Genomic DNA, 19,062 nt, shown 5'->3' on the forward strand with positions numbered 1-19,062 from the left:
GCCGAGGGCCGCCCGGAGGACGCGGAGCGGGTGCGCCACGCCGTCGAGCGTCACGGTGCGTCAGGCCCGCCGCGTCCCCCTCGTTCGCCGCCAGCAGCCACAGGCCCAGCCCGGCCAGGACGTTCGCCAGCGCGCTCTCGTACGAGGCCGGGTTGGCCGTGGCGAGCCGCCGGTACAGTTCCGCCGCCTCCCGCCCCACGGCCACCGCCTCCGCACTGCCGGTACGGGCCAGCACGGCGGCAAGATTGCCCAAGGCATTGGCCAGTGCCGGGGTGTAGGCGGCCGGTTTCGCCGCCGTGAGCCGGCGCAGGACGGCCACGCCCTCCCGCAGCGACGCCACCGCCTCCTCCGGCCGGCCGGTCCGTCCCAGGCACAGGCCGTGCGCCACCAGCGCCGCCGACAGGTCCGGCTCGTGCTCGGCGGGATCGGCCGCGGCCAGCCTCCGCTGCAGTGCCACGCACTCCCGCGCCGCCTCGGCCGCGTCCTCCCAGCGGTCGGCGCGCGACAGCCCGCGCCCCACATTGAGCAGCGCGCTCGCCAGCTCCGGCAGGAACCGCTCGTCGTCCGCGGCGAGTTCGCGCAGGATGGCCACGGACTCCTCCGTGGCGGCCAGCGCCTCCGCGCGCCGCCCCACCGCCGCCAGCCGGATGCCGTACGACTTCAGGCCCACCGCGAGGTTGCGCCGCACCGCCGCCGCGAGCTCCGGGGTGGCCAACCCGGCCGGGTCGATCGACCGGTTCAGCTCGACGGCGGCCCCGGACTCGGCCACCGCCTCCGCCAGCCGCCCGGCGTGGTACAGCCGGATGCCGAGCTCGTGCCGGACCCGGGCCCGGTCACCGGCGTGCGCGGCGCGGGCCAGCCGGTGCGGCAGCAGCCGTACGCAGACGGCGGCGATGCCCGGATCGAGGTCGACGTCCGGCCGCTGGGCGGGCGGGAAGTGCGCGGCGACGGCTTCGAGGAGCTCGGCGGGGGCGTCGTCGAGCGCGGCCAGGCCCGCCAGCGCCCCGCTGCCGGCGGCGACCGCGAGCCGAGGGGCCGCAGCCAGGAGTGGGAACAGATGCCCGGGGCCGACGTGCGGCCAGCGCTGGGCGGCGGCGACGAGGAAGGTGACGGCGCGCGGCACCCAACTGCCCGGCCCGGGGCCGGTCGACGCGGTGAGGACGGCGCCGGCGGTCGGCCCCGCCCACTCCCGCGCCGGGTACTCGGCCCGGTGCCCGGGGAGGCTGAGCGCCAGGAAGTCCTCGCTGAGCCGGTCCGGATAGAGCGGTTCGAGGACGGTGTCCCGGTCCGGGTCGGCCGGGGGATAGCAGACGGCGTGGTCCGCGAGGACGCGCTCGGCGGGCAGCCGCAGATCGAGCCCGCCGACGATGTGCCGGCCCTCCGCGGGCGCCAGCGGGCCGGTGAGCGCCGCGGCGAAGACCGTACGGTTCATCGCGTCCGGCGGGGTGGTGAACGTCCGGCCGGACGGGTCGATCTCGTGGCCCGCGTCCCCGTGGAGCCGCGCCCAGTGGAGGTGTTCGCGGTCCAGGAGGTAGCCGGTCAGTCCGGCGAGGCCGGAGGGTGGCCGGCGGCCCGACGCGCGGGCGTCGACGGCGACCAGGGCGGCCATGTGCAGCGCCAGGGTCAGCCCGAAGTCCGGGCCGTCGAGCGGCCCGGGGGCGGGGATGCCGGCGGACGGGATGCCGTAGCGGGCGGCGAAGCCGTCCCGGGCGACCGTGAACATCTCCGCGCGCGGGGACGGCGCGCCGCGGGGCGCGTGGTCCGGGCCGGCACCCTCGTACGCCGGGCCGTCGTGCGGGGCGTCTTGGTCGGCATCCTCGTCCGCCGGGCCGCCGTGCGCGTGGTCCGGGCCGGGCAGCGGCGGCAGGAACTGGGCCGACGTCCCCGCCTGGTGGTTGGCCAGGGCGGCCCGGACGGCCGGCCAGAGGTCGTCACCGCGCGCCAGCAGCAGCACGCGGGCGCGCCCGTCGGGCCGGTGCAGCAGCGCGTTGCTGAACAGCCACAGCAGATGGGACAGCGGCCAGCGGTCGGCATAGTCGACCACGAGGAGCGTCCCGGCGCCGGGGCGTTCACCGTCCGCGCCGAGGTCCTGGCTGCCGGGCGGCGGAAGAACGGTGCCGGGGCCGTGGACGGCGGTCACCACCTGCCAGCCGTCGGCCGCCGACTCCTGCGCGAAGCGGTCGGCGAGCCGGGTCTTGCCCTGGCCTCCCGGCGCGTGCAGCCACCGCACGGCCAGCCGCGGGCCGTCGTCCCGCCACCGCCGCAGCGCCGCCAGCTCCTCGGCGCGGCCGGTGAACTCCACCACGCCGAACCGGGCGTTGAGCATCCGGCTCGGCACCTCGCGCAGAAAGGCGTCGTCGGGCGCGGGCGCGGCCCGCCACCGCTGGAGCAGATAGACCGGCACCCCGTCGCCGAAGACGTGGATGTCCGCGCCGACCACCCCGTACGCGAAGCCGTTCTCGGCCCGTACGGACTGCTGCGTCACGAGCCGCTCTCCCCCGGGCCCGCGGGGCGGGGGGCCGGCGGCTGCGGCGGCGCGTGATGGTGGATGTGCACGCTGCTGCCCGGCCCCAGCGCGCCGTACGCCGAGCCGCCGGCGGTGGCCGCCACGCTCTGCTGCCAGGTGGGCTGCTCGGATCTCAGCCGGCCCTGGACCTCCTGGATCAGCACCGCCAGCTCCCGGGCGGCCTCCGGGTCGCGGCGCAGCAGCTCGTCCAGGAGCGCGTGCCAGCGCCGCGCCTGCGCGCCGCGGGCGTCCTCCGGCTCGGCGGCGACCTGTACGTACGCGGCGCACGCCTCCAACTCGGCCCGTACGGCGTCGCCCTGGACGGCTGTGGCCCCCTGACCGGCGTCCGTCCCGCCGCTGCCGCCGCTGCCGCCGGTGACGTCGTCACCGGCGTCGCCGTGGCGCCGGAAGAGCGCCACGGTCCGGTCGCGGGCCACGTCCCAGGCGCTGGTGGCCATGGCGGCGACGATGGTGCTGGCACCGGTCATGGCGAGTAACGACAAAGGGTCCGACACGCGGGTCTCCTCCCACCCCTGTGGCGGCCGGCCGACCGCCGTCAGGTCAACGTACCGCCTCAGGGGTCGCGTTGATGCGCGCCGGGGGTGCAGCCGAACGCGCGGCGGAAGACGTCGATGAAGGCGCTGGTGGAGGACCAGCCGCAGCGGTGGGCGACCGCGGTCACCGGCAGGCCGTCGGCCAGCATGCGCAGGGCGTGGTAGAGGCGCAACTGGGTGCGCCACTGCGGAAACGTCATGCCCAGCTCGCGGCGGAAGAGGCGGCTGAGGGTGCGCTCGCCCGCGCCGGCCGCGGCGGCCAGGGAGGCCAGCGTCCGCGGGTCCGCCGGATCGTGGTGCAGCAGCTCGCACACGGCCACGAGACGGGGGTCGGTGGGGGAGGGCAGGCGGACCGGCTCCCGCGGCGAGGCCCGCAGTTGGTCGAGGAGGACCGCGCGCAGCCGCCGCCGCTCGGGGGAGTCGTCCTGGGGGCCACGGGTGCAGGCGAGGATCAGCTCGCGCAGCAGCGGCCCGACGGCGAGGACGGTCGGCGCGTCCAGGCCGAGCGGGTTGGTGTCGGCGGGCAGCCCGAGCAGGTGCAGGGCCAGATGACCGTGGGCGCGGTGGGCGTGGACGCAGCCGGCGGGGACCCAGATGGCCCGGGTGCCGGGGGCGAACCAGGTGCCGGCGTCGGTGGTGACGGCCACCACCCCCGAGCCCGCGTAGACGATCTGGTGGTCGTCGTGACGGTGCGCGTCGATGCTCTCCCCGGGCGCCAGCTCCTGGGTGCGGGTCGGGGCCTGCGGAGCGTGGCGGATTCCCGTCATGGATTGGCATGTTATCGGAAGCGGGCCAGGGCGGCCGGTGACGACGATGAGGAGGTGCCGACGAAACGGATCTCGCGCGACAGGCCCATGGTGCTGCTGTCCCTGGGGCACGCCTGTGTGGACGTCTACCAGGGCGCGGTGGCCGCCCTGGTGCCGTTCCTCGTCTCCGAGCGCGCCTACACCTACGCCGCCGCCTCCGGCGTCGTCCTCGCCGCGTCCCTCCTCTCCTCGGTGGTGCAGCCCCTGTTCGGTGCCCTCACCGACCGGTGGGCCATGCCGTGGCTGCTGCCGGTGAGCACGCTGCTCGGCGGCGCGGGGGTGGCGCTCGCCGGGGTCGGCGGCTCCTACGCCGTCACGCTGGCGGTCGTGGCGGTGTCCGGGATCGGCGTCGCCGCGTACCACCCGGAGGCCGCGCGCGTCGCCCGGAGGGCGAGCCGCGGCAGCCACACGGCGATGGGCTGGTTCTCCCTCGGCGGCAACCTCGGCTTCGCCACGGCGCCGCTGCTGGTGTCCGCCGTCGTCGCCACGGGTGGACTGGGGGCCTCGCCGCTGCTGGTCGTGCCGGCGGTCGCCGGCGCGGCGCTGAGTGTGGCGGCGCTGCGGGGCGCCGGGGCTCCGGTGCGGGTCCCGGCTGCTGCTCCGGTTTCGGCTTCGGGCCAGGGCAAGGCCCAGGCTTCGGCCGCTGCGGTGGTCGGCGCACCGGCGAGCGGGGCCGGCGGAGGCGCGGGACCCCTGGCCGGAGACGGTGGCGCGGCCGGCGGGGCCGGGGAACGTACCGTCGAGGCGGGGACCCGGCCCCGGGACGACTGGGCGTCCTTCGGGAAACTGACGGGCGCCATCGTGTGCCGCTCGATCGTGGTCATCGGCCTCGCCACGTTCATCTCGCTGTACGCGCGGGAGCGCGCCGGCGTCGGCGAAGCCGCCGGCACGGCCGCGCTCTTCGTGCTCTACCTCGGCGGCGCGGTGGGCACCGTGGCCGGTGGCCGGCTCGCCACCCGCTACGGGCGGCTCCCGGTCGTCCGGTGGTCCTACGCGCTGTCCGTCCTCGCCGTGGCCGGTGTCGTCCTCGTCCCCGGCCCGCTGCTCTACGGGTGCGTGGCGCTCGCCGCGGCGGGGCTGTACGTGCCGTTCTCCCTGCACATCACCCTCGGCCAGGACTATCTGCCCCGGCGCGTGGGCACCGCCGGCGGAGTCACGCTGGGGCTGACCGTGAGCGTCGGCGGCCTCGCCAGCCCGGTGATCGGCGCGCTCGCCGACGCGACGTCGTTGCGGGTGGCGCTGGCGCCGCTGATCGCGCTGCCCGCGCTGGGGTGGCTCCTCCTGCGCACGCTTCACGAGCCCGAGGAACTGGAGGCGGCGGAACAGCGGGTTCCGACGGAGCAGCGGGCACCGGCGGCACGGCAGACGCCGGCGGAACCGGAGGCGTCAAAACCGGAGGCGCCGGCCCGGTGAGCGGCCGGCCCCCGGGTGAACCACCGATCAGGCCCCGCGGAGGAAGTCGTCCCCGTGCGTCGCGATATGCGCTTCCAGGGCGCCGAGGGCGTCCTGGGTCGCCTGCGGCGTCCCCGACCCGCGGCGCTCCGCGTAGTAGGCCGCGCCGAGCTTCTTCAGCAGATCGTTCCCGGCCCGTTGGGCCTGTACCTCGTCCACCTTCTGTCTGCCCTGGTTGAGGGCGTTCTGGGCCTGCTCCCTGGCCCGGTCGAGGAATCCGGCCATCGTTGCCACCTCCGTCGGATCGTCATGCGGGTGTCCGGCGCGCTGCGCCGGACCAAGGGTGCCGCGCCGGGGCCCCCGGCGCGGAGTCCGAGCGGCGTGTTGGGCCCGCTGTCACCCGACCACCGGCCGCGCCGTGGCACGGTCGGACCTTACGGCGTGGCGTGGAGGTAGGTGGCGAGGTGGTGGCCGGTGAGGGTGGGGCGGGTGGTGACGAGGTCGGTGGGGGTGCCCTGGTAGACGATGCGGCCGCCGTCGTGGCCGGCGCCGGGGCCGAGGTCGATGATCCAGTCGGCGTGGGCCATGACCGCCTGGTGGTGTTCGATGACGATGACGGTGGTGCCGGAGTCGACGAGTCGGTCCAGGAGGGTGAGCAGGTGTTGGACGTCGGCCAGGTGCAGGCCGGTGGTCGGCTCGTCCAGGACGTGGATGCCGCCTTTGGTGGCCATGTGGGTGGCGAGTTTGAGGCGTTGCCGTTCGCCGCCGGAGAGGGTGGTCAGGGGCTGGCCGAGGGTGAGGTAGCCCAGGCCGACGTCGGTGAGACGGGTGAGGATCGCCTGTGCGGCCGGCGTGCGCGCCGGGCCCGTGGCGAAGAACTCGGCGGCTTCGGTCACCGGCATGGCCAGGACCTCGCTGATGTTCCGGCCGCCGAGGTGGTGGGCGAGGACCGAGGGCTGGAACCGCTTGCCCTCGCACTCCTCGCAGGGGGTGGCGACGCCGGCCATCATCGCCAGGTCGGTGTAGAGGACCCCGGCGCCGTTGCAGGCGGGGCAGGCGCCTTCTGAGTTGGCGCTGAACAGCGCCGGCTTGACGCCGTTGGCCTTGGCGAACGCCTTGCGGATGGGGTCGAGCAGCCCGGTGTAGGTGGCCGGGTTCGAGCGCCGTGAGCCCCTGATCGGCGCCTGGTCCACCACCACCACGCCCTCGCGTCCGGCCACCGAGCCATGGATCAGGGAGCTCTTGCCGGAGCCGGCCACCCCGGTGACCACGGTCAGCACGCCGAGGGGGATGTCGACGTCGACATCGCGCAGGTTGTTCGCCGACGCGCCGCGAATCTCCAACGTGCCCGTGGGCGTGCGGACCCTTTCCTTGAGGGCGGCCCGGTCGTCCAGGTGCCGGCCGGTGACGGTGCCGCTGGTCCGCAGGCCGTCGACCGTGCCCTCGAAGACCACCTCACCACCGGCCGTACCGGCCAACGGCCCCAGGTCCACGACGTGGTCGGCGATCGCGATCGTCTCCGGCTTGTGCTCCACCACCAGCACCGTGTTGCCCTTGTCCCGCAACCGCAACAAGAGATCGTTCATCCGCTGGATGTCATGCGGATGCAGCCCGATGGTCGGCTCGTCGAAGACATACGTGACATCGGTGAGCGCCGAGCCGAGATGGCGCACCATCTTCACCCGCTGCGCCTCGCCGCCCGAGAGCGTGCCCGAGGCCCGGTCGAGCGAGAGATAGCCGAGTCCGATCTCCACGAACGACTCCAGGGCGTGCCGCAGCGCACCCAGCAGCGGTGCCACCGACGGCTCGTCCAGGCCGCGCACCCACGCGGCCAGATCGCGCACCTCCATCGCGCACGCGTCGGCGATGCTGATCCCCTCGATCTTCGAGGACCGGGCCGCCTCGCTCAACCGGGTGCCCCCGCACTCGGGACAGGTCGTGAACGTCACCGCCCGGTCCACGAAAGCGCGGACGTGCGGCTGCATCGACTCCCTGGTCTTGGACAGGAACGACCTCCTGACCTTGGGGATCAGCCCCTCGTAGGTGACGTTGATGCCCTTCACCTTGACCTTGACCGGGTCCCGGTGGAGGAAGTCGTGCAGTTCTTCGGCGGTGTAGTCGCGGATCGGCTTGTGCGGGTCGAGGAAGCCCGACTCGGTGAACGACTGCACCATCCAGCCGTCCGCCTTCCAGCCGGGGATGGTGATCGCCCCGTCCGCGAGCGACTTCGTGTCGTCGTAGAGCCGGGTGAGGTCGATGTCGGAGACGGTCCCCAGGCCCTCGCAGCGCGGACACATGCCGCCGACGACGCTGACGTGCTTCTCGACGGCCTTCCCGCCCACCACCAGGGTTCCCGACGCCTCGCCCGAGGCCACGTTGAAGGCGAACGCCTTCGGGCTGCCGATGTACGGCTTGGCGAGCCGGCTGAAGAGGATGCGCAGCAGCGCGCCCGTGTCCGTGGCCGTGCCGACGGTGGAGCGGGGGTCGGAGCCCATGCGCTGCTGGTCGACGATGATCGCGGTCGTCAGCCCGTCGAGCACATCGACCTCGGGCCGCGCCAGCGTCGGCATGAAGCTTTGCACGAAGGCGCTGTACGTCTCGTTGATCAGCCGCTGCGACTCCGCGGCGATCGTGTCGAACACCAGCGAGCTCTTGCCCGAGCCGGAAACCCCGGTGAACACCGTCAGCCGGCGCTTGGGGATCTCGACGCTGACGTCCTTGAGATTGTTCTCGCGCGCGCCGAGCACGCGAATCAGATCGTGGCTGTCGGCAACGGGCAGCGCGGACACCTGCGTCCCCGTCCTCGTGGCCGTATGCATCAGAGACGTCGGGGACGTTGAGGACGTGGCGGAAGCTGAAGAGGTCGAAGCCATGACTTCCACCGTATCGTTGGACCAGCGATGAAACCTTGGACGGCCGCTGACCTGAGGAAGAGGGCGTGAAGCTTCAAACCGCTGTGCAGGTCGGAGGCGAGCGGTACCGCCCTGTGCACCTCGCCCGGGAGCATGGGATCTCCACGCAGGCGGTGCGCAACTACGAGCGCGGCGGAATGATCCCGCCGGCCGAGCGCACGCCCAGCGGCTACCGCAGCTACTCGACCGTGCACGTCCACGCTCTCCGCGCCTATCTGGCTCTCATACCCGCGCACGGCTACGCGACCAGCGGTCAGGTCATGCTGGCGGTCAACCGCGGGGATCTGGACACCGCGCTACGAGCGATCGACCGCAGTCACGCCCAGTTGCTCCGCGACCGCGAAACGCTCGACGCCGTCGAGGCCACCGTCGACGCGCTCAGCCGGCCCCGGGCCGCCGATGTCCCCGAGCGCCCTCTCGCGATCGGCCATCTCGCTCACCGTCTCGGCGTCTCGCCGGCGACCCTGCGGAAGTGGGAGCGCGCCGGGGTGCTCACGCCCGCGCGCGACCCCCGTACCGGCCACCGCCAGTACGCCGCGGACGACGTCCGCGACGCCGAGCTCGCCCATATGCTCAGACGCGGCGGCTGCCCCCTGGACCACGTCACCACGGTCCTCCGGCAGGTCCGCGGCGCCGGCGGCGCCGAGCCGCTCGCCCGCTCGCTCGACGATTGGCGGCAACGACTCGCCGCCCGCGGCCGCGCCATGCTCACCGCCGCCGGACAGCTCGCCGAGTACCTCCGCGTACGGGACGACGCGCGGCTCGACGATCCGCGGCTCGGAGACGCGCGAGGCGGCTGAATCGCGCGGGCCGAAACCCGGCTGCCCACGGGATCGAAACGATCTTCTCGCCGCCCATGACCCGCGAAACCCACCCACACCACTCCGATAACATGATCCGACTCGGGACGAGCACCGCCATCGCCCGTCCTTCACCGGAAAAGCACGCTGTCCGGCGCGAAGAGTGACCCATACCCCATATCTCACAAATCGGCCAAACAATTGATACCTATATCATCGCGGGTGTTTTCACGAATAAACCGCAGAATGACATTCGCCGGGTGGCGTCGCCCACGGGCGGTGCTGTGGGGCACGGCGGCTGTGGTGGTCCTCGGATTCCTCGTCGCGCTGGAGATCGCGGCCCGTCACTACGGCCTGCCGGGGCCGATCGCCAACCAGGCGAAAGAGGTGATATCCGCGCCGAAATCGGGGCCGCTGCTGTACGCCAGCATGGCGTTGATGATGGTGGTGCTCACCTGGCGGCAACGGTTCATCGCGACCGGTGTCGCGGTCGGCATCGACATCGTCTTCCTGCTGGTGCGATGGGCGGCCGGCGTCGAGAGGACCGGCGGTCACCCCTTCGGCAACGGCGCGTTGTGGGTGATCCTGGGCTGTGCGGTCATCGCCCTCACGCGCCGCACCGGGCGGGAGCGGACCCTGCTGCTGAAGGGCGTCGGGCTGGGCCTGCTGCTGGTGGCCGGCCGCAAGACCGGTGACACCTGGCTGCTGATCACGTCGAAGACCCGCCCGATGGTGCTCGACCAGTACGTGGCGACCGCCGATCACGCGCTGGGCAACCCGTCGTGGCTGGTGGGCCGGGCTGTCGAGGCCGCCGGCCCGGTCGGCGCCCACGTTCTCGACTGGGTCTACGTCCAGCTCGCGGTGGCCGCGGTCGTCGTCGCGCTGTACCAGCTGCGCCATGTGGCGGCCGAGCGCCGCTTCCCGCGCCACCATCTGGTGCGCAGCTTTCTGGTCATCGGCCTCCTCGGGCCGGCCATCTACATGATCTTCCCGGTGGTCGGGCCGGTCTTCGCCTACGGCACGGGCGCCTTCGGCACCGGCGGCGAGCCCTGGGCCCTGGCGAACCTGTGGCCGCACACGCCGCCGCCGATCGACATCCCGCACCCGATGCCGTACGACGAGATCACCCCTCGTAACTGCATGCCCAGCCTGCACACGGCGTGGGCCACCGCGATCTTCATTCATTCCCGCAAGGGCCCCCGCGTTCTGCGCTACGCGGGCACCTTCTGGCTGATTGCCACGCTCGGCGCGACCCTGGGTTTCGGCTACCACTACGGCGTGGATCTCGTTGCCGGCGTGGTGTTCGTGCTGACGATCGAGGCCGGTCTGCGCGCGCACGAACGCGGGTGGGACCAGTCGGGAATTCAATTGGTGACCTATGGCGCGGCGGTCTTCGCCGCGCTCCTGGTGTCGTATCGCTATCTGCCGATGGAGATGGCCGAATATCCGTGGGTTTTCGGACCGCTTCTCCTGCTGGCGATGGCCTCGGTGATCCGCGTCTACATACGAACCACCAAGCAGTGGGAACCGGAAGCCCCCCGGGCGCGGCACCCGGAACCGCAACCCGAACTGGTGTGAGTCTCGTCGCATCGCGCGCGGCTCTCCGCCCGGCGCGGGAGGGGGCGCACGGGCCGTGCGGATCGGCCGCGCCCGGGGGGCTTCTGTACGCTGCGCGCCGTGGCGTGGTGCCGCTGAGCACTCTGAGCGGCACCACGCCAGGGCCGCGGCCTCACGTGTTGACGCAGTAGTTGCCGTGTGTCGGGTTCAGCACCCCGACGACACTGACCGTGTTGCCACAGGCACTGGCAGGTACGGTCAGCATGCCGAGGAACGCGGCGGTACCGAGGATCACGGCGGCGATGCGGCGCATGGGAACTCCCTCTCATGTCAGGGCAGTCGCTATGACTCGACGACTGGTTCGAGCCGCCCGAGGCATGCCCCACCCCACGTATGACCATGCGCTGATCACCCGAACGGGGAGCGCGTCACGGTCCGCCGCGCGCAGGGCGGGCGGCTCGCTCCGGCTGCCGTCGGGCGGAGAGCCGTTCGTATGCGGGCGAACGCCTCGCGGATCACCTCGGGGTGGGCGGCCACGTTGACGCGGAAGCAGTGGGCGAAGTCGGGTCCGCCGAACCCCGGGCCCGGGAGCAGGTGGACGCCGCTCGCGGCGACCGCCTCGCCGAATCGCACGGCGTCGTCGCCGCGGGGGAACTCGGCCCACACCAGGTAGGTGCTGTCGGGTACGGCCGCCTCGGCCGCCAGTGGCAGTGCGGCGAGCTCGTCGAGGACCTGCCGTACGCGGTCGGCGAGCGCGCCGCGCAGGGTACGCAGCCAGTCCGTCCCCTGGTCGTAGCAGGCGACGGTCGCAATGGCGCCGAGGCTTCCCGGGCGGCCGAGCAGGCTCTGCGGCATCGCGGCCAGCGCGGCCGCCGAGCGGTCGGAGGCGTAGACCGTCGCGCTCTTGAGGCCGGCGGTGTTGAACGCCTTCGAGGCGGAGGTGAAGCCGTAGGACCGCGCCCGGTGGATGGCGGGGTCGGCGAACGCCGACCGAGGTTGCCGGGACAGGCCCAGCGGGATGTGCACCTCGTTGGCCAGGAGCAGCAGGTCGTGCTCCAGGGCGAGGGACACCGCCCGCGCCTGCTCCTCCTCGGTCCAGCACCGCCCCACCGGATTGTGGGGCTGGCACACGATCCAGCCGCGCGCTCCGGACGTGGCCGCCTCGCCGAGGGCGGACCAGTCGTGCCGGTAGCCTCGCGCGTCGCGCAGCAGCGGTACGGGCAGCGGGGTGAGCCCCGCCTCCCGGATCACGGTGAACAACTCGCCGAAGACGGGGGTTTCGACGATCACCGGGCTGCCCGGCGGCAGATCCAGGCGCAGCACGGTCCGCAGTCCGGCCAGGACGTCCGTCGTGCCGCGCAGGCCCGCGACGGAGGCGCCGTGGTGCTCCGAGAGGTACTTCTCGCAGGCCTCCTCCTGTTCCTGGCAGAGTCCGTAGCCCAGTTCGCCGAGGTGGAGGGCGCCGTCCAGGGCCTCGCGCAGGAAGGCGGGGGTGTACAGGTCCATTTCGGCCACCCCCAGGCACAGCCGGTCCGGTCGGCCGTCGCCGGCCCGCCACTTGAAGGTGCGGCGCCGGCGCAGGAGGGCCGCGTCCCCGATGAAGGCCGGCTCCTCCCGCGGGCGGGGGTCAGTCATGGGTGTCACGGTCGAGCTCGACGTAGAGACGGGTGCCGTTCCTGCCCTTGGTGCGGCGGCGGACGGTGACGGTCCCCTGGATCTCCTTGGGGTGGTTCACATGGGTGCCACCGCAGGGGATCTCCAGTTCTCCCGAGCGCCAGACGAAGACGTCGTGCGTGCCGGGGAGCACGCTCACGGTCGCTTCCGGGGAGGAGGCGAGCAGTTCGGTGACGCGTGCCTGGATGGCGGCCACCGCCTCGCTGGGGATCGGGCAGCCGAAGTCGAAGCGTGCCGAGCTGTCGCTGATGTGGCAGCCGCGGGTCGAACGGGTCTGTCCGTTGGCCTCCAGCCATTCGCCCGTGGCGTGGAAGAGGAAGTGCGCCAGGGTGTGCATCTGCATGTTGCGGAAGCGACGGTCCCAGTCGATCTCCATCGAGACCTGTTGGCCCACGGTGAGCGCGCAGGGCTCGGCGAATTCGTGGCAGAAGACCGACTCGATGGTGGCGACCTCGCCGTTGGGGAGCTGGAAGGGCCGCCCGCCGGCCTTCTGGACGTCGATGACGCGCGCGCCGTCGATCGTGCCCTGGTCGGCGACTTGCCCACCGGACTCCGCGTAGAAGATCGACCGGTCGAGGACGGCGTGGTGGCCACTGACCGAGAGGACGGTGGCGGTGGCCGTCGTGCCGTACGGATCGTCGTGGTAGAGCTGTTCGGTGGGAGGGCAGGAGCTCCACAGGGCGGCGTGCATCATGCGTTCTCTCCGCGATTCAGAAGTGTGGTGCCGTAGAGTTCGCCGCGGTCGGCGAAGAAGGTGAGGATCTCCCCGTCGGTGTCGGGTCCGAGATCGGCCGCCAGTCGGCGGGCGCCCACGTAGCACACGCCGGACGATCCGCCCACGCTGATGCCGCGGCAGGCGAGCTCTCTGACCGCGGCGCAGGCCTGCGCGTCCGAGACCTCGTAGACACCGGCCACTCGGGACCGGGCGGCCTCGATGACGGCGGGCACGCGGTTCTGGTTGCCCGTGCCGCGCAGGATGCTCGCTCCCGGCTGTCCGCCGAAGGTGATCGATCCCAGCCGGTCGGCCACGTACGAGGGGATGCCCTTGGCCTCCAGCATGGCCGACAGCGCGGAGAAGTGGCCGCCGCTGCCCACGCAGAAGACGCCGGCAACGATGCGGGAGAAGTCCAGGGTGCGCATCAGGTGCGGCACCAGCCAGCGGGTGTAGACCTCCGGGTTGAGCGGGCTGTCGTTCTGGTTGGTCCAGTAGTAGTCGGGGTGTTCCTCGCGGAGCGCGCGCAGGAGGTCGTCGCGGGCCTGCTGGAAACCGAGTACGGGGTGCGGCTTCTCGGCGATGTGCAGGGTGGCCCCGGCCAGTTCGATCTTTATGCGGGTGACCTCCGGTATGCCGGGGTCGGACACCAGGTGCACGGAGTGCCCCATCATCCTCCCCGCGACGGCCAGGCCGAGGCCGAGGGAGCCGGAGGTGGACTCGATCACCGTCTGCCCCTCGCCGAGCAGCCCCTGTTCGCGGGCGAGGAGCAGCAGTCCGAGCCCGAGGATCGACTTGAAGCTGGTCTCGGTGGCCGGGCTGCCGTGGATGGCGCGCAGCCGCAGGCCGCCCTCGTTCAGGGCACCGCAGTCGAGGGTCGTCAGCCGGCTGAACTCTTCGATGACCTCGTAGGGGTCCGGCAGCTCGCGGTGGTTCACTTTCGGCCTTCCAGAAGGTTCTTGGCCCAGAAGATGGAGACGAGGAGGATGGCGATCCCGGCCATCTGCACCAGGCTGAGGTGCTGGTCGAACAGGACGAATCCGTAGACCGCCGCGGCCACGGGCTGCAACAGGACGAACAGCGCCGCCAGTTGCAGCGGAAGAAACTTGACCGCGTGGGCCATGAGCGTCTGGCCGAGCACCTGCGAGGTGACCGCCAGGCCGATGAGCAGCAACCAGCCCCGGAGGGTGGTGGGCCAGATCTTCTCGCCCATCACGGCCGCCACGGCGAAGCACACGAGGGCACAGACCAGGCTCAGGCTCGCCATGATGCGTGTCGCCTCGTGACGCTCGCGCAGTCCCTTGGCCACCACCAGGAACAGGGCGTAGAACACCGCGGTGACCAGCGCGAGGATGTCGCCGCGCAGGTGGTCCGCGTCGAGGCCCGTACCGAGGATGACGAGGACGTAGAGGCCGCCGAGCGCCAGGAGCGCGGGGAAGACCAGCTTGCCCGTCACCCGGTCGCCGAAGAGGAAGAAGCACAGGGGCGCGATGATGAAGGGGACGAGGTTGGCCAGGAGGTTCGCCTCGGCGAGCGAGGTGTAGAGGAAGGAGATGTTCCACAGGCACAGGTCGCCCGCGAGGAACAGACCGCCCAGCGCGATGATCCACTTGTCCCGCGTGCTGATGCGGGCCGGCTTGTGCTCGGAGGGCTTGTGCTCGGGGAGCTTGTCCTTGCCCGCTGCGGAGCGGCGCGTCGTGGAGCGGCGCGTCGTGGAGCGGCGCGTCGTGGAGCGGCGCGTCGTGGAGCGGCGTGTCGCGGCCAGCGAGAGGCCCAGCAGCATGGGCGCGGCGAACAGGGAGCGGTAGGCGCCCGAGGCCACCGGGCCGACTTCGCTGACCCTGACGAAGACCCCGCCGAGGGCCAGGCAGCAGACGGCGGCCAGCACCATGAGCTGGTAGCGGCCGCGCCCTTGGGCGGCGGGCGCGCTGCCGGCCGCGCCGCCGGTCGGGGTGTCGGCCGCTCCGTCGTTTCGCTCGGTCGCGACCTCCGGAGCCCTGTCCTGGTTCGGTGACGCTGTCGCACGGCTCATGGACGCTTCGCTTCCTTCAGGGTGAACGTGCTGCTGGTGTGGCCGAGGGAGTCGAGGGCGTCGCGGCACTCCCTCACCCGGGCGTCGTGTTCCGGCTGGTGCCTGGAGAAGATGAGGCCGGCCAGTGTGCCGCTGTGCGCGACGCAGATCCCCAGGGCGCCGAAATTCTTCTGGAGGGCCCGGAGGTCGTCCAGGGACTTCTTGGGCAGGCGGTCGTTGTGCAACTCGGCGCTGCGGGTGGCGATGCGCGCGGCGGCCTCGCCGTCGTTGGCGAGCAGCGCCGCGTCGAGCTCACGGAACAGCTGCTCGTAGACGCTCGCCTTGCCCGGGTCCTCGGGGACTTCCCGGTGGAATTCCTCGGTGCGGACATAACCGCCCTCGTCCACGCCCACGATGGTCCACCGCAGGTCGGTGTGGTATTTGGCGATAAGGGTCTGGGAGCGCTGGTGGCAGGACGAGATGCCGGGGTGCAGCAGGTAGTCGCCGTACTCAAGGCGGCGGGCCACGGAGAGCGCCAGCGCGTGGGCGACGGGTTCGGCGGTGCCGGGAAACGCCTCGGCCACGCAGAGGAGAGCGGCGGCCAGGATGTCGGCCGTCGAGCTCGCGTACCCCTTCGCCACGGGTATGTTCGACCGGATCTCGATGGCGGCACCGCGGGTGGGCCGCTGCAGGTCGGCACTGAGCATGTCGTAGGCGCGCAGGGCCTTGACGCGGTCGGCGGGACTGACGGTGAGTGCGGCCGTCGAGGGAATTCCTTCGCGCTTCAGCCTGGCCTGACAGCGGAGTTCTTCCACCGGCGCGGTGAAGAGGAAATGTTCAAATCCGCTCGGCCCGATGGTATATCCCTGGAGTATTTCTCCGAAGGCACCGTGGATCGAGCGAGCGATGTGGGCGGGCATGAGGGTAGTTGTACCGCCCCGGAGATCATCGCGACAACCCCAAGATCTCCTTTTGAATTACATAAATAAACATTTGGGGGGTGGTAATTGTCCGGTGTTGCCGCGTTCCCGTGATCCACAATCACATGCTTCGGCCGGTTTTGCGCTGCCGGTCCGGCGCCACCGCACGCCATGGCCGACCTTGCGGAAAAGTCATGGAGTGGCGCTGTCGCCTCGGCCGATGTCCTTCAGGAACTGCCGTTGGTCGTCCAGGAATCCGGCCGCGAAGAGCGAACGGGGAGAGAAGAGCGCGGTGAGCGCGGTCTTGAGGTCCGACTGCTCGATGGACCGTTTGAGCAGTGAATGGGCCGCGTCCGGGTACCGCTTGACCGTCAATGCCCCGCCTCCGTCCAGCACCCTGCGGTAGCCGCGCTCCGTGTCGGCGACGTCCACGTTGGTGTCGTGGCCTGCGAGGGCCAGCAATACGGGTACGCCGCGCAGGGCGCGGAGGTCTTCCGTGGCGTCCGCGGTGTAGTTCCTGGAGATGAAGCCCCAGCGATCGGCGGTCATGCCGTTCGCGTCCCCGCCCATCGCCGCGACGTACTCCTCGAAGGTCGCGTGGCGTGCCAGCAGCCTGCGGGTGTGGTCGCTCCTGGCGATCTCGGCCTGGGTGCGGGCTGCCGACGCGCCGTCGGCGCGCAGCTCGGAGAGGAGGTTGTAGCGGCCCTGCTGGAGCCAGTTGATCGCGGGCGAGACGGCGATGACGAAGCTCACCGGCGTCACGGCGGCGACCTTCGGCAGAACCCAGCCCGCCTGACTGGCGCCCCAGAGCCCGATCCGGTCGCGGTCGATGTCCGGGCGAGCGCGCGCCCAGGCGATGGCCGCGACCACCTCGTCGGCCCGGTCGTCCATGGATTGGTCGAGCCAGTCGCCGGGGGCGCCCGCGACGCCGGGCTTGTCCCAGGACAGGGAGGCGTACCCGGCCTTGGCGTTCGCTTCCCAGATGGGCTTGTAGCCGTCGTCGTGGGTGGCGTCGACGGGGCCGTCACCGTGGACGTACACGACCAGGCCATGACGCTCGCGGCCGTCCTTGGGGGTGGCGAGCACGCCGTTGAGGGTGTGGCCGCCGTGGCGGATCGAGACCCGCCGCACGTCCATGTCGTAGGAGTTCCGCGTCAGCACCGCACCGGTGAGGCCGCCGGCCACGACCAGGACGGTGACGAGTGTCCACACGGCGGCGCGGAGCCCGCGCCTTCGGGACCGGGCCTTCGGGCACATGAGATCTGACCGCCTCTGTTGGGGATGACGCGACACCGAAACTATCACCACGGGCACGACCGTAGGAAGAGTGATAGTTTTGGTGAGAGGCTGGACGATGAAGAGGGGGCACGGACATGGGACTGGACGCGACGGGTTCCGGCACGGGGCCGGTGACGATACGGCGGGGCGTTCCAGCGGGAGCCGAGCAGCGGGCGGCCGAGCTGTACTGGGACGCTTTCGGCCGCAAACTGGGGCCCGCCCTCAACCCGCCGGACAAGGCGGTGCCCTTCATCGCCGCCCACCTGAACGCCGACCGCGCGGTCTGCGCACTCCTCGACGGGCAGCTCGTCGGCCTCGCCGGCTATCAGCTCGGCGGCCGGGCTCTCACCGGGGGATCGGCCGCCGCCGTACTGCGCGCGTACGGGCACCTGCGGGGGCTGCACCGACTCCTGCTCCTCGCCCTGTTCGAACGCAAGCCGGCCCCCGGGCAGCTCGTCATGGACGGGATCGCCGTGGACACAGGGCTACGCGGCCGCGGCGTCGGGAGCCTACTCATCGAGGAAGTGGCCGCCGTCGCGGCGGAGCAGGACTGCCGGGAGATCAGACTGGACGTGATCGACAGCAACCCGCGCGCCAGAGCCCTGTACGAGCGGCGCGGCTTCACGGCCGTACGGACCGAGCACACGCCCTACCTGCGCGGGCTGATGGGCTTCGGCGCGGTGACCACCATGCACCGCCCCGTCGGAACGAGGGGAACGGCAAGGCCGTGAGCACCGAGACGGACCACATCGAGGTCCCCACCCGCATGCTCGTCCACGCGCTCATCCGCGAGGACGGCACCGTCGGCGCGGACGAGCTGTACACCGTCGCCGACACCCTCGGCATGAGCGACCAGCAGGTGCGACTGTGCATCAAACGCCTCGTGGCCGAAGGCCGGTTCACCCACGAGGGCCGAGGACGCAAGGCGACACTGCACGCCACCGAGGACACCACGCGCACCCTCGCCCCGAACGCCGACTTCCTCCGGCACGCGTTCCAGCAGGACGCCGGGCTCGCGCCCTGGGACGGTGTCTGGCACCTGGCCGCCTTCGCGGTGCCCGAATCGGCGCGCACGGCCCGGGACTCCCTGCGCGAGACCCTCGTCCACCTCGGGGGTGCCCCGCTCCAGGGCGGGCTCTACGTCTGCGCCAACGCGTGGGAACCGTACGTCGAAGAAGCGGCCCACCGCCTCGGCGCCCATGGCGCGCTCACCCTCCTCACCACGACGGACCTGCGAAGGGGCGCCACCCAGGAGCCCGCCGAACTCGCCCGCGGACTGTGGCCCCTGCGGGAGATCGCCGACCGGTACCACCGGCTCAGCCGCCTCACCCGGCCCCGGCTCGCCCGGCTCACCGGCTCCGACCGGCTCTCCCCCTCCGCGCTCCTCACCATCGCGGTCGAACTGGCCGCCGAACTCACCCGCGCCATGGAACTCGACCCGCTCCTGCCGCCTGAACTCCTGCCCCAGCCATGGCCCGGCACCCAGGCCCGGGAGCTCATCGCCCGGTGCTGGGCCGCCCTGCACCACCGAGAACACGGCGAAGCCCGCCCGGCCCTCTTCCGCCTCTACGCCGACATCACCCGAGAAGTCGCGGACCGTGCCGCGCAGTGAACATGGGTGAGGCACCGCGCGAGTCCCCTTCCGGGCGTCCTGTTCGCTGTCGGGGTCGCTGAAGGTGTGGGGGCACCGATGGGGGCGGTGACCAGCTGGCGTCCCGGCCGCGGAACCGCACGGCGCCCCGGGCGCAGGCGGACGAAGGTGACGGCGGCGTGTGCGGCGAGCGCGATCGGCAGGGCCAGGAGGACGTCCCAGGGCAGCGCGCCGGCCGCGGCGAGGAGGCAGCAGACGGGGGCGGCGAGGAGGGTGGGGAGCGTCGAGGCCAGGGCGGTACGCAGACGGGTTCGGCGGTTCATGCCGGCTTTCCTCCGTGGGGTGGGGG

The 19,062-nt window shown here is 72.2% G+C and carries 17 protein-coding genes; 5 read left to right on the forward strand and 12 right to left on the reverse strand.

What is annotated here, in order from left to right; translation table 11 throughout:
• The 3 genes from ACSNOD_RS15190 to ACSNOD_RS15200 all read right to left on the reverse strand — a co-directional run.
• On the reverse strand, positions 1 to 2,485 hold a 2,485-nt coding region (locus ACSNOD_RS15190), incomplete at its 3' end, for a hypothetical protein (RefSeq protein ID WP_436767446.1).
• The gene (locus ACSNOD_RS15195; RefSeq protein WP_436767447.1) at positions 2,482 to 2,994 is read right to left on the reverse strand and encodes a hypothetical protein; all 513 of its coding nucleotides are present in this window, start codon (positions 2,992 to 2,994) and stop codon (positions 2,482 to 2,484) included. The genes ACSNOD_RS15190 and ACSNOD_RS15195, both read right to left, overlap by 4 nt.
• Before the next feature lie 86 nt (positions 2,995 to 3,080).
• Positions 3,081 to 3,827: an AraC family transcriptional regulator gene (locus tag ACSNOD_RS15200; RefSeq protein ID WP_436767448.1), complete on the reverse strand. Its 747-nt coding sequence runs from the start codon at positions 3,825 to 3,827 to the stop codon at positions 3,081 to 3,083.
• Between the two features lie 87 nt (positions 3,828 to 3,914).
• Here ACSNOD_RS15200 and ACSNOD_RS15205 point away from each other — a divergent pair, with 87 nt between their 5' ends.
• Positions 3,915 to 5,279: an MFS transporter gene (locus tag ACSNOD_RS15205; protein WP_436767461.1), complete on the forward strand. Its 1,365-nt coding sequence runs from the start codon at positions 3,915 to 3,917 to the stop codon at positions 5,277 to 5,279.
• Between the two features lie 27 nt (positions 5,280 to 5,306).
• On the opposite strand, the gene ACSNOD_RS15210 is transcribed toward ACSNOD_RS15205, so the two are convergent.
• Both ACSNOD_RS15210 and ACSNOD_RS15215 read right to left on the reverse strand, forming a co-directional pair.
• Entirely contained in the window at positions 5,307 to 5,543 is a 237-nt protein-coding gene (locus ACSNOD_RS15210) for a hypothetical protein (protein WP_436767449.1), read from the reverse strand.
• Between the two features lie 149 nt (positions 5,544 to 5,692).
• Positions 5,693 to 8,077, reverse strand: a complete 2,385-nt coding sequence (locus ACSNOD_RS15215; RefSeq protein WP_436767450.1) for an ATP-binding cassette domain-containing protein — start codon at positions 8,075 to 8,077, stop codon at positions 5,693 to 5,695.
• Between the two features lie 119 nt (positions 8,078 to 8,196).
• Here ACSNOD_RS15215 and ACSNOD_RS15220 point away from each other — a divergent pair, with 119 nt between their 5' ends.
• Both ACSNOD_RS15220 and ACSNOD_RS15225 read left to right on the forward strand, forming a co-directional pair.
• Positions 8,197 to 8,970 carry a TioE family transcriptional regulator gene (locus ACSNOD_RS15220; RefSeq protein ID WP_436767451.1) on the forward strand — a complete coding sequence of 258 codons (774 nt, stop codon included), beginning with the start codon at positions 8,197 to 8,199 and terminating at the stop codon, positions 8,968 to 8,970.
• Between the two features lie 246 nt (positions 8,971 to 9,216).
• A complete protein-coding gene (locus tag ACSNOD_RS15225) occupies positions 9,217 to 10,548 on the forward strand; it encodes a phosphatase PAP2 family protein (RefSeq protein WP_436767452.1) in 1,332 nt (443 codons plus the stop codon).
• A 151-nt stretch (positions 10,549 to 10,699) separates the two neighbouring features.
• On the opposite strand, the gene ACSNOD_RS15230 is transcribed toward ACSNOD_RS15225, so the two are convergent.
• From ACSNOD_RS15230 to ACSNOD_RS15260, 7 genes are all read right to left on the reverse strand, one after another.
• Positions 10,700 to 10,840, reverse strand: coding sequence for a chaplin family protein (locus tag ACSNOD_RS15230; RefSeq protein ID WP_436767453.1), 141 nt, complete (start codon positions 10,838 to 10,840; stop codon positions 10,700 to 10,702).
• Positions 10,841 to 10,935: 95 nt separating this feature from the next.
• Positions 10,936 to 12,162, reverse strand: a complete 1,227-nt coding sequence (locus ACSNOD_RS15235) for an aminotransferase class I/II-fold pyridoxal phosphate-dependent enzyme (protein WP_436767454.1) — start codon at positions 12,160 to 12,162, stop codon at positions 10,936 to 10,938.
• Positions 12,155 to 12,895, reverse strand: a complete 741-nt coding sequence (locus ACSNOD_RS15240; protein WP_436767455.1) for an alanine--tRNA ligase-related protein — start codon at positions 12,893 to 12,895, stop codon at positions 12,155 to 12,157. Before ACSNOD_RS15240 ends, ACSNOD_RS15235 begins: the two co-directional genes overlap by 8 nt.
• Positions 12,892 to 13,851, reverse strand: a complete 960-nt coding sequence (locus ACSNOD_RS15245) for a pyridoxal-phosphate dependent enzyme (protein WP_436767456.1) — start codon at positions 13,849 to 13,851, stop codon at positions 12,892 to 12,894. Before ACSNOD_RS15245 ends, ACSNOD_RS15240 begins: the two co-directional genes overlap by 4 nt.
• Positions 13,848 to 14,945: a DMT family transporter gene (locus tag ACSNOD_RS15250; RefSeq protein ID WP_436767457.1), complete on the reverse strand. Its 1,098-nt coding sequence runs from the start codon at positions 14,943 to 14,945 to the stop codon at positions 13,848 to 13,850. The genes ACSNOD_RS15245 and ACSNOD_RS15250 overlap by 4 nt, the downstream gene beginning before the upstream one ends.
• The gene (locus tag ACSNOD_RS15255) at positions 14,942 to 15,844 is read right to left on the reverse strand and encodes a GHMP family kinase ATP-binding protein (RefSeq protein ID WP_436767458.1); all 903 of its coding nucleotides are present in this window, start codon (positions 15,842 to 15,844) and stop codon (positions 14,942 to 14,944) included. The genes ACSNOD_RS15250 and ACSNOD_RS15255 overlap by 4 nt, the downstream gene beginning before the upstream one ends.
• A gap of 192 nt (positions 15,845 to 16,036) precedes the next feature.
• The gene (locus ACSNOD_RS15260; protein WP_436767459.1) at positions 16,037 to 17,056 is read right to left on the reverse strand and encodes an alpha/beta hydrolase family protein; all 1,020 of its coding nucleotides are present in this window, start codon (positions 17,054 to 17,056) and stop codon (positions 16,037 to 16,039) included.
• Between the two features lie 161 nt (positions 17,057 to 17,217).
• Here ACSNOD_RS15260 and ACSNOD_RS15265 point away from each other — a divergent pair, with 161 nt between their 5' ends.
• Both ACSNOD_RS15265 and ACSNOD_RS15270 read left to right on the forward strand, forming a co-directional pair.
• Positions 17,218 to 17,853 (forward strand): GNAT family N-acetyltransferase, encoded by a 636-nt coding sequence (locus ACSNOD_RS15265; RefSeq protein ID WP_436767460.1) that lies wholly within the window; start codon positions 17,218 to 17,220, stop codon positions 17,851 to 17,853.
• A 35-nt stretch (positions 17,854 to 17,888) separates the two neighbouring features.
• Positions 17,889 to 18,734, forward strand: a complete 846-nt coding sequence (locus ACSNOD_RS15270; protein WP_436767462.1) for a PaaX family transcriptional regulator C-terminal domain-containing protein — start codon at positions 17,889 to 17,891, stop codon at positions 18,732 to 18,734.
• Positions 18,735 to 19,062: the final 328 nt, after the last annotated feature.

Origin of the sequence: Streptomyces sp. URMC 123, from assembly GCF_051386515.1 — a bacterium.
In the GTDB taxonomy this organism is placed as follows: domain Bacteria; phylum Actinomycetota; class Actinomycetes; order Streptomycetales; family Streptomycetaceae; genus Streptomyces.

What these genes read in the sequence shown, in the direction of transcription:
- ACSNOD_RS15230 (WP_436767453.1), bottom strand. Translation starts at nt 10,840, where the DNA reads ATGCGCCGCATCGCCGCCGTGATCCTCGGTACCGCCGCGTTCCTCGGC.
- ACSNOD_RS15200 (WP_436767448.1), bottom strand. Translation starts at nt 3,827, where the DNA reads ATGACGGGAATCCGCCACGCTCCGCAGGCCCCGACCCGCACCCAGGAG.
- ACSNOD_RS15240 (WP_436767455.1), bottom strand. Translation starts at nt 12,895, where the DNA reads ATGATGCACGCCGCCCTGTGGAGCTCCTGCCCTCCCACCGAACAGCTC.
- ACSNOD_RS15255 (WP_436767458.1), bottom strand. Translation starts at nt 15,844, where the DNA reads ATGCCCGCCCACATCGCTCGCTCGATCCACGGTGCCTTCGGAGAAATA.
- ACSNOD_RS15265 (WP_436767460.1), top strand. Translation starts at nt 17,218, where the DNA reads ATGGGACTGGACGCGACGGGTTCCGGCACGGGGCCGGTGACGATACGG.
- ACSNOD_RS15235 (WP_436767454.1), bottom strand. Translation starts at nt 12,162, where the DNA reads ATGACTGACCCCCGCCCGCGGGAGGAGCCGGCCTTCATCGGGGACGCG.
- ACSNOD_RS15210 (WP_436767449.1), bottom strand. Translation starts at nt 5,543, where the DNA reads ATGGCCGGATTCCTCGACCGGGCCAGGGAGCAGGCCCAGAACGCCCTC.
- ACSNOD_RS15250 (WP_436767457.1), bottom strand. Translation starts at nt 14,945, where the DNA reads ATGAGCCGTGCGACAGCGTCACCGAACCAGGACAGGGCTCCGGAGGTC.
- ACSNOD_RS15205 (WP_436767461.1), top strand. Translation starts at nt 3,915, where the DNA reads ATGGTGCTGCTGTCCCTGGGGCACGCCTGTGTGGACGTCTACCAGGGC.
- ACSNOD_RS15195 (WP_436767447.1), bottom strand. Translation starts at nt 2,994, where the DNA reads ATGACCGGTGCCAGCACCATCGTCGCCGCCATGGCCACCAGCGCCTGG.
- ACSNOD_RS15225 (WP_436767452.1), top strand. Translation starts at nt 9,217, where the DNA reads ATGACATTCGCCGGGTGGCGTCGCCCACGGGCGGTGCTGTGGGGCACG.
- ACSNOD_RS15215 (WP_436767450.1), bottom strand. Translation starts at nt 8,077, where the DNA reads ATGCATACGGCCACGAGGACGGGGACGCAGGTGTCCGCGCTGCCCGTT.
- ACSNOD_RS15270 (WP_436767462.1), top strand. Translation starts at nt 17,889, where the DNA reads ATGCTCGTCCACGCGCTCATCCGCGAGGACGGCACCGTCGGCGCGGAC.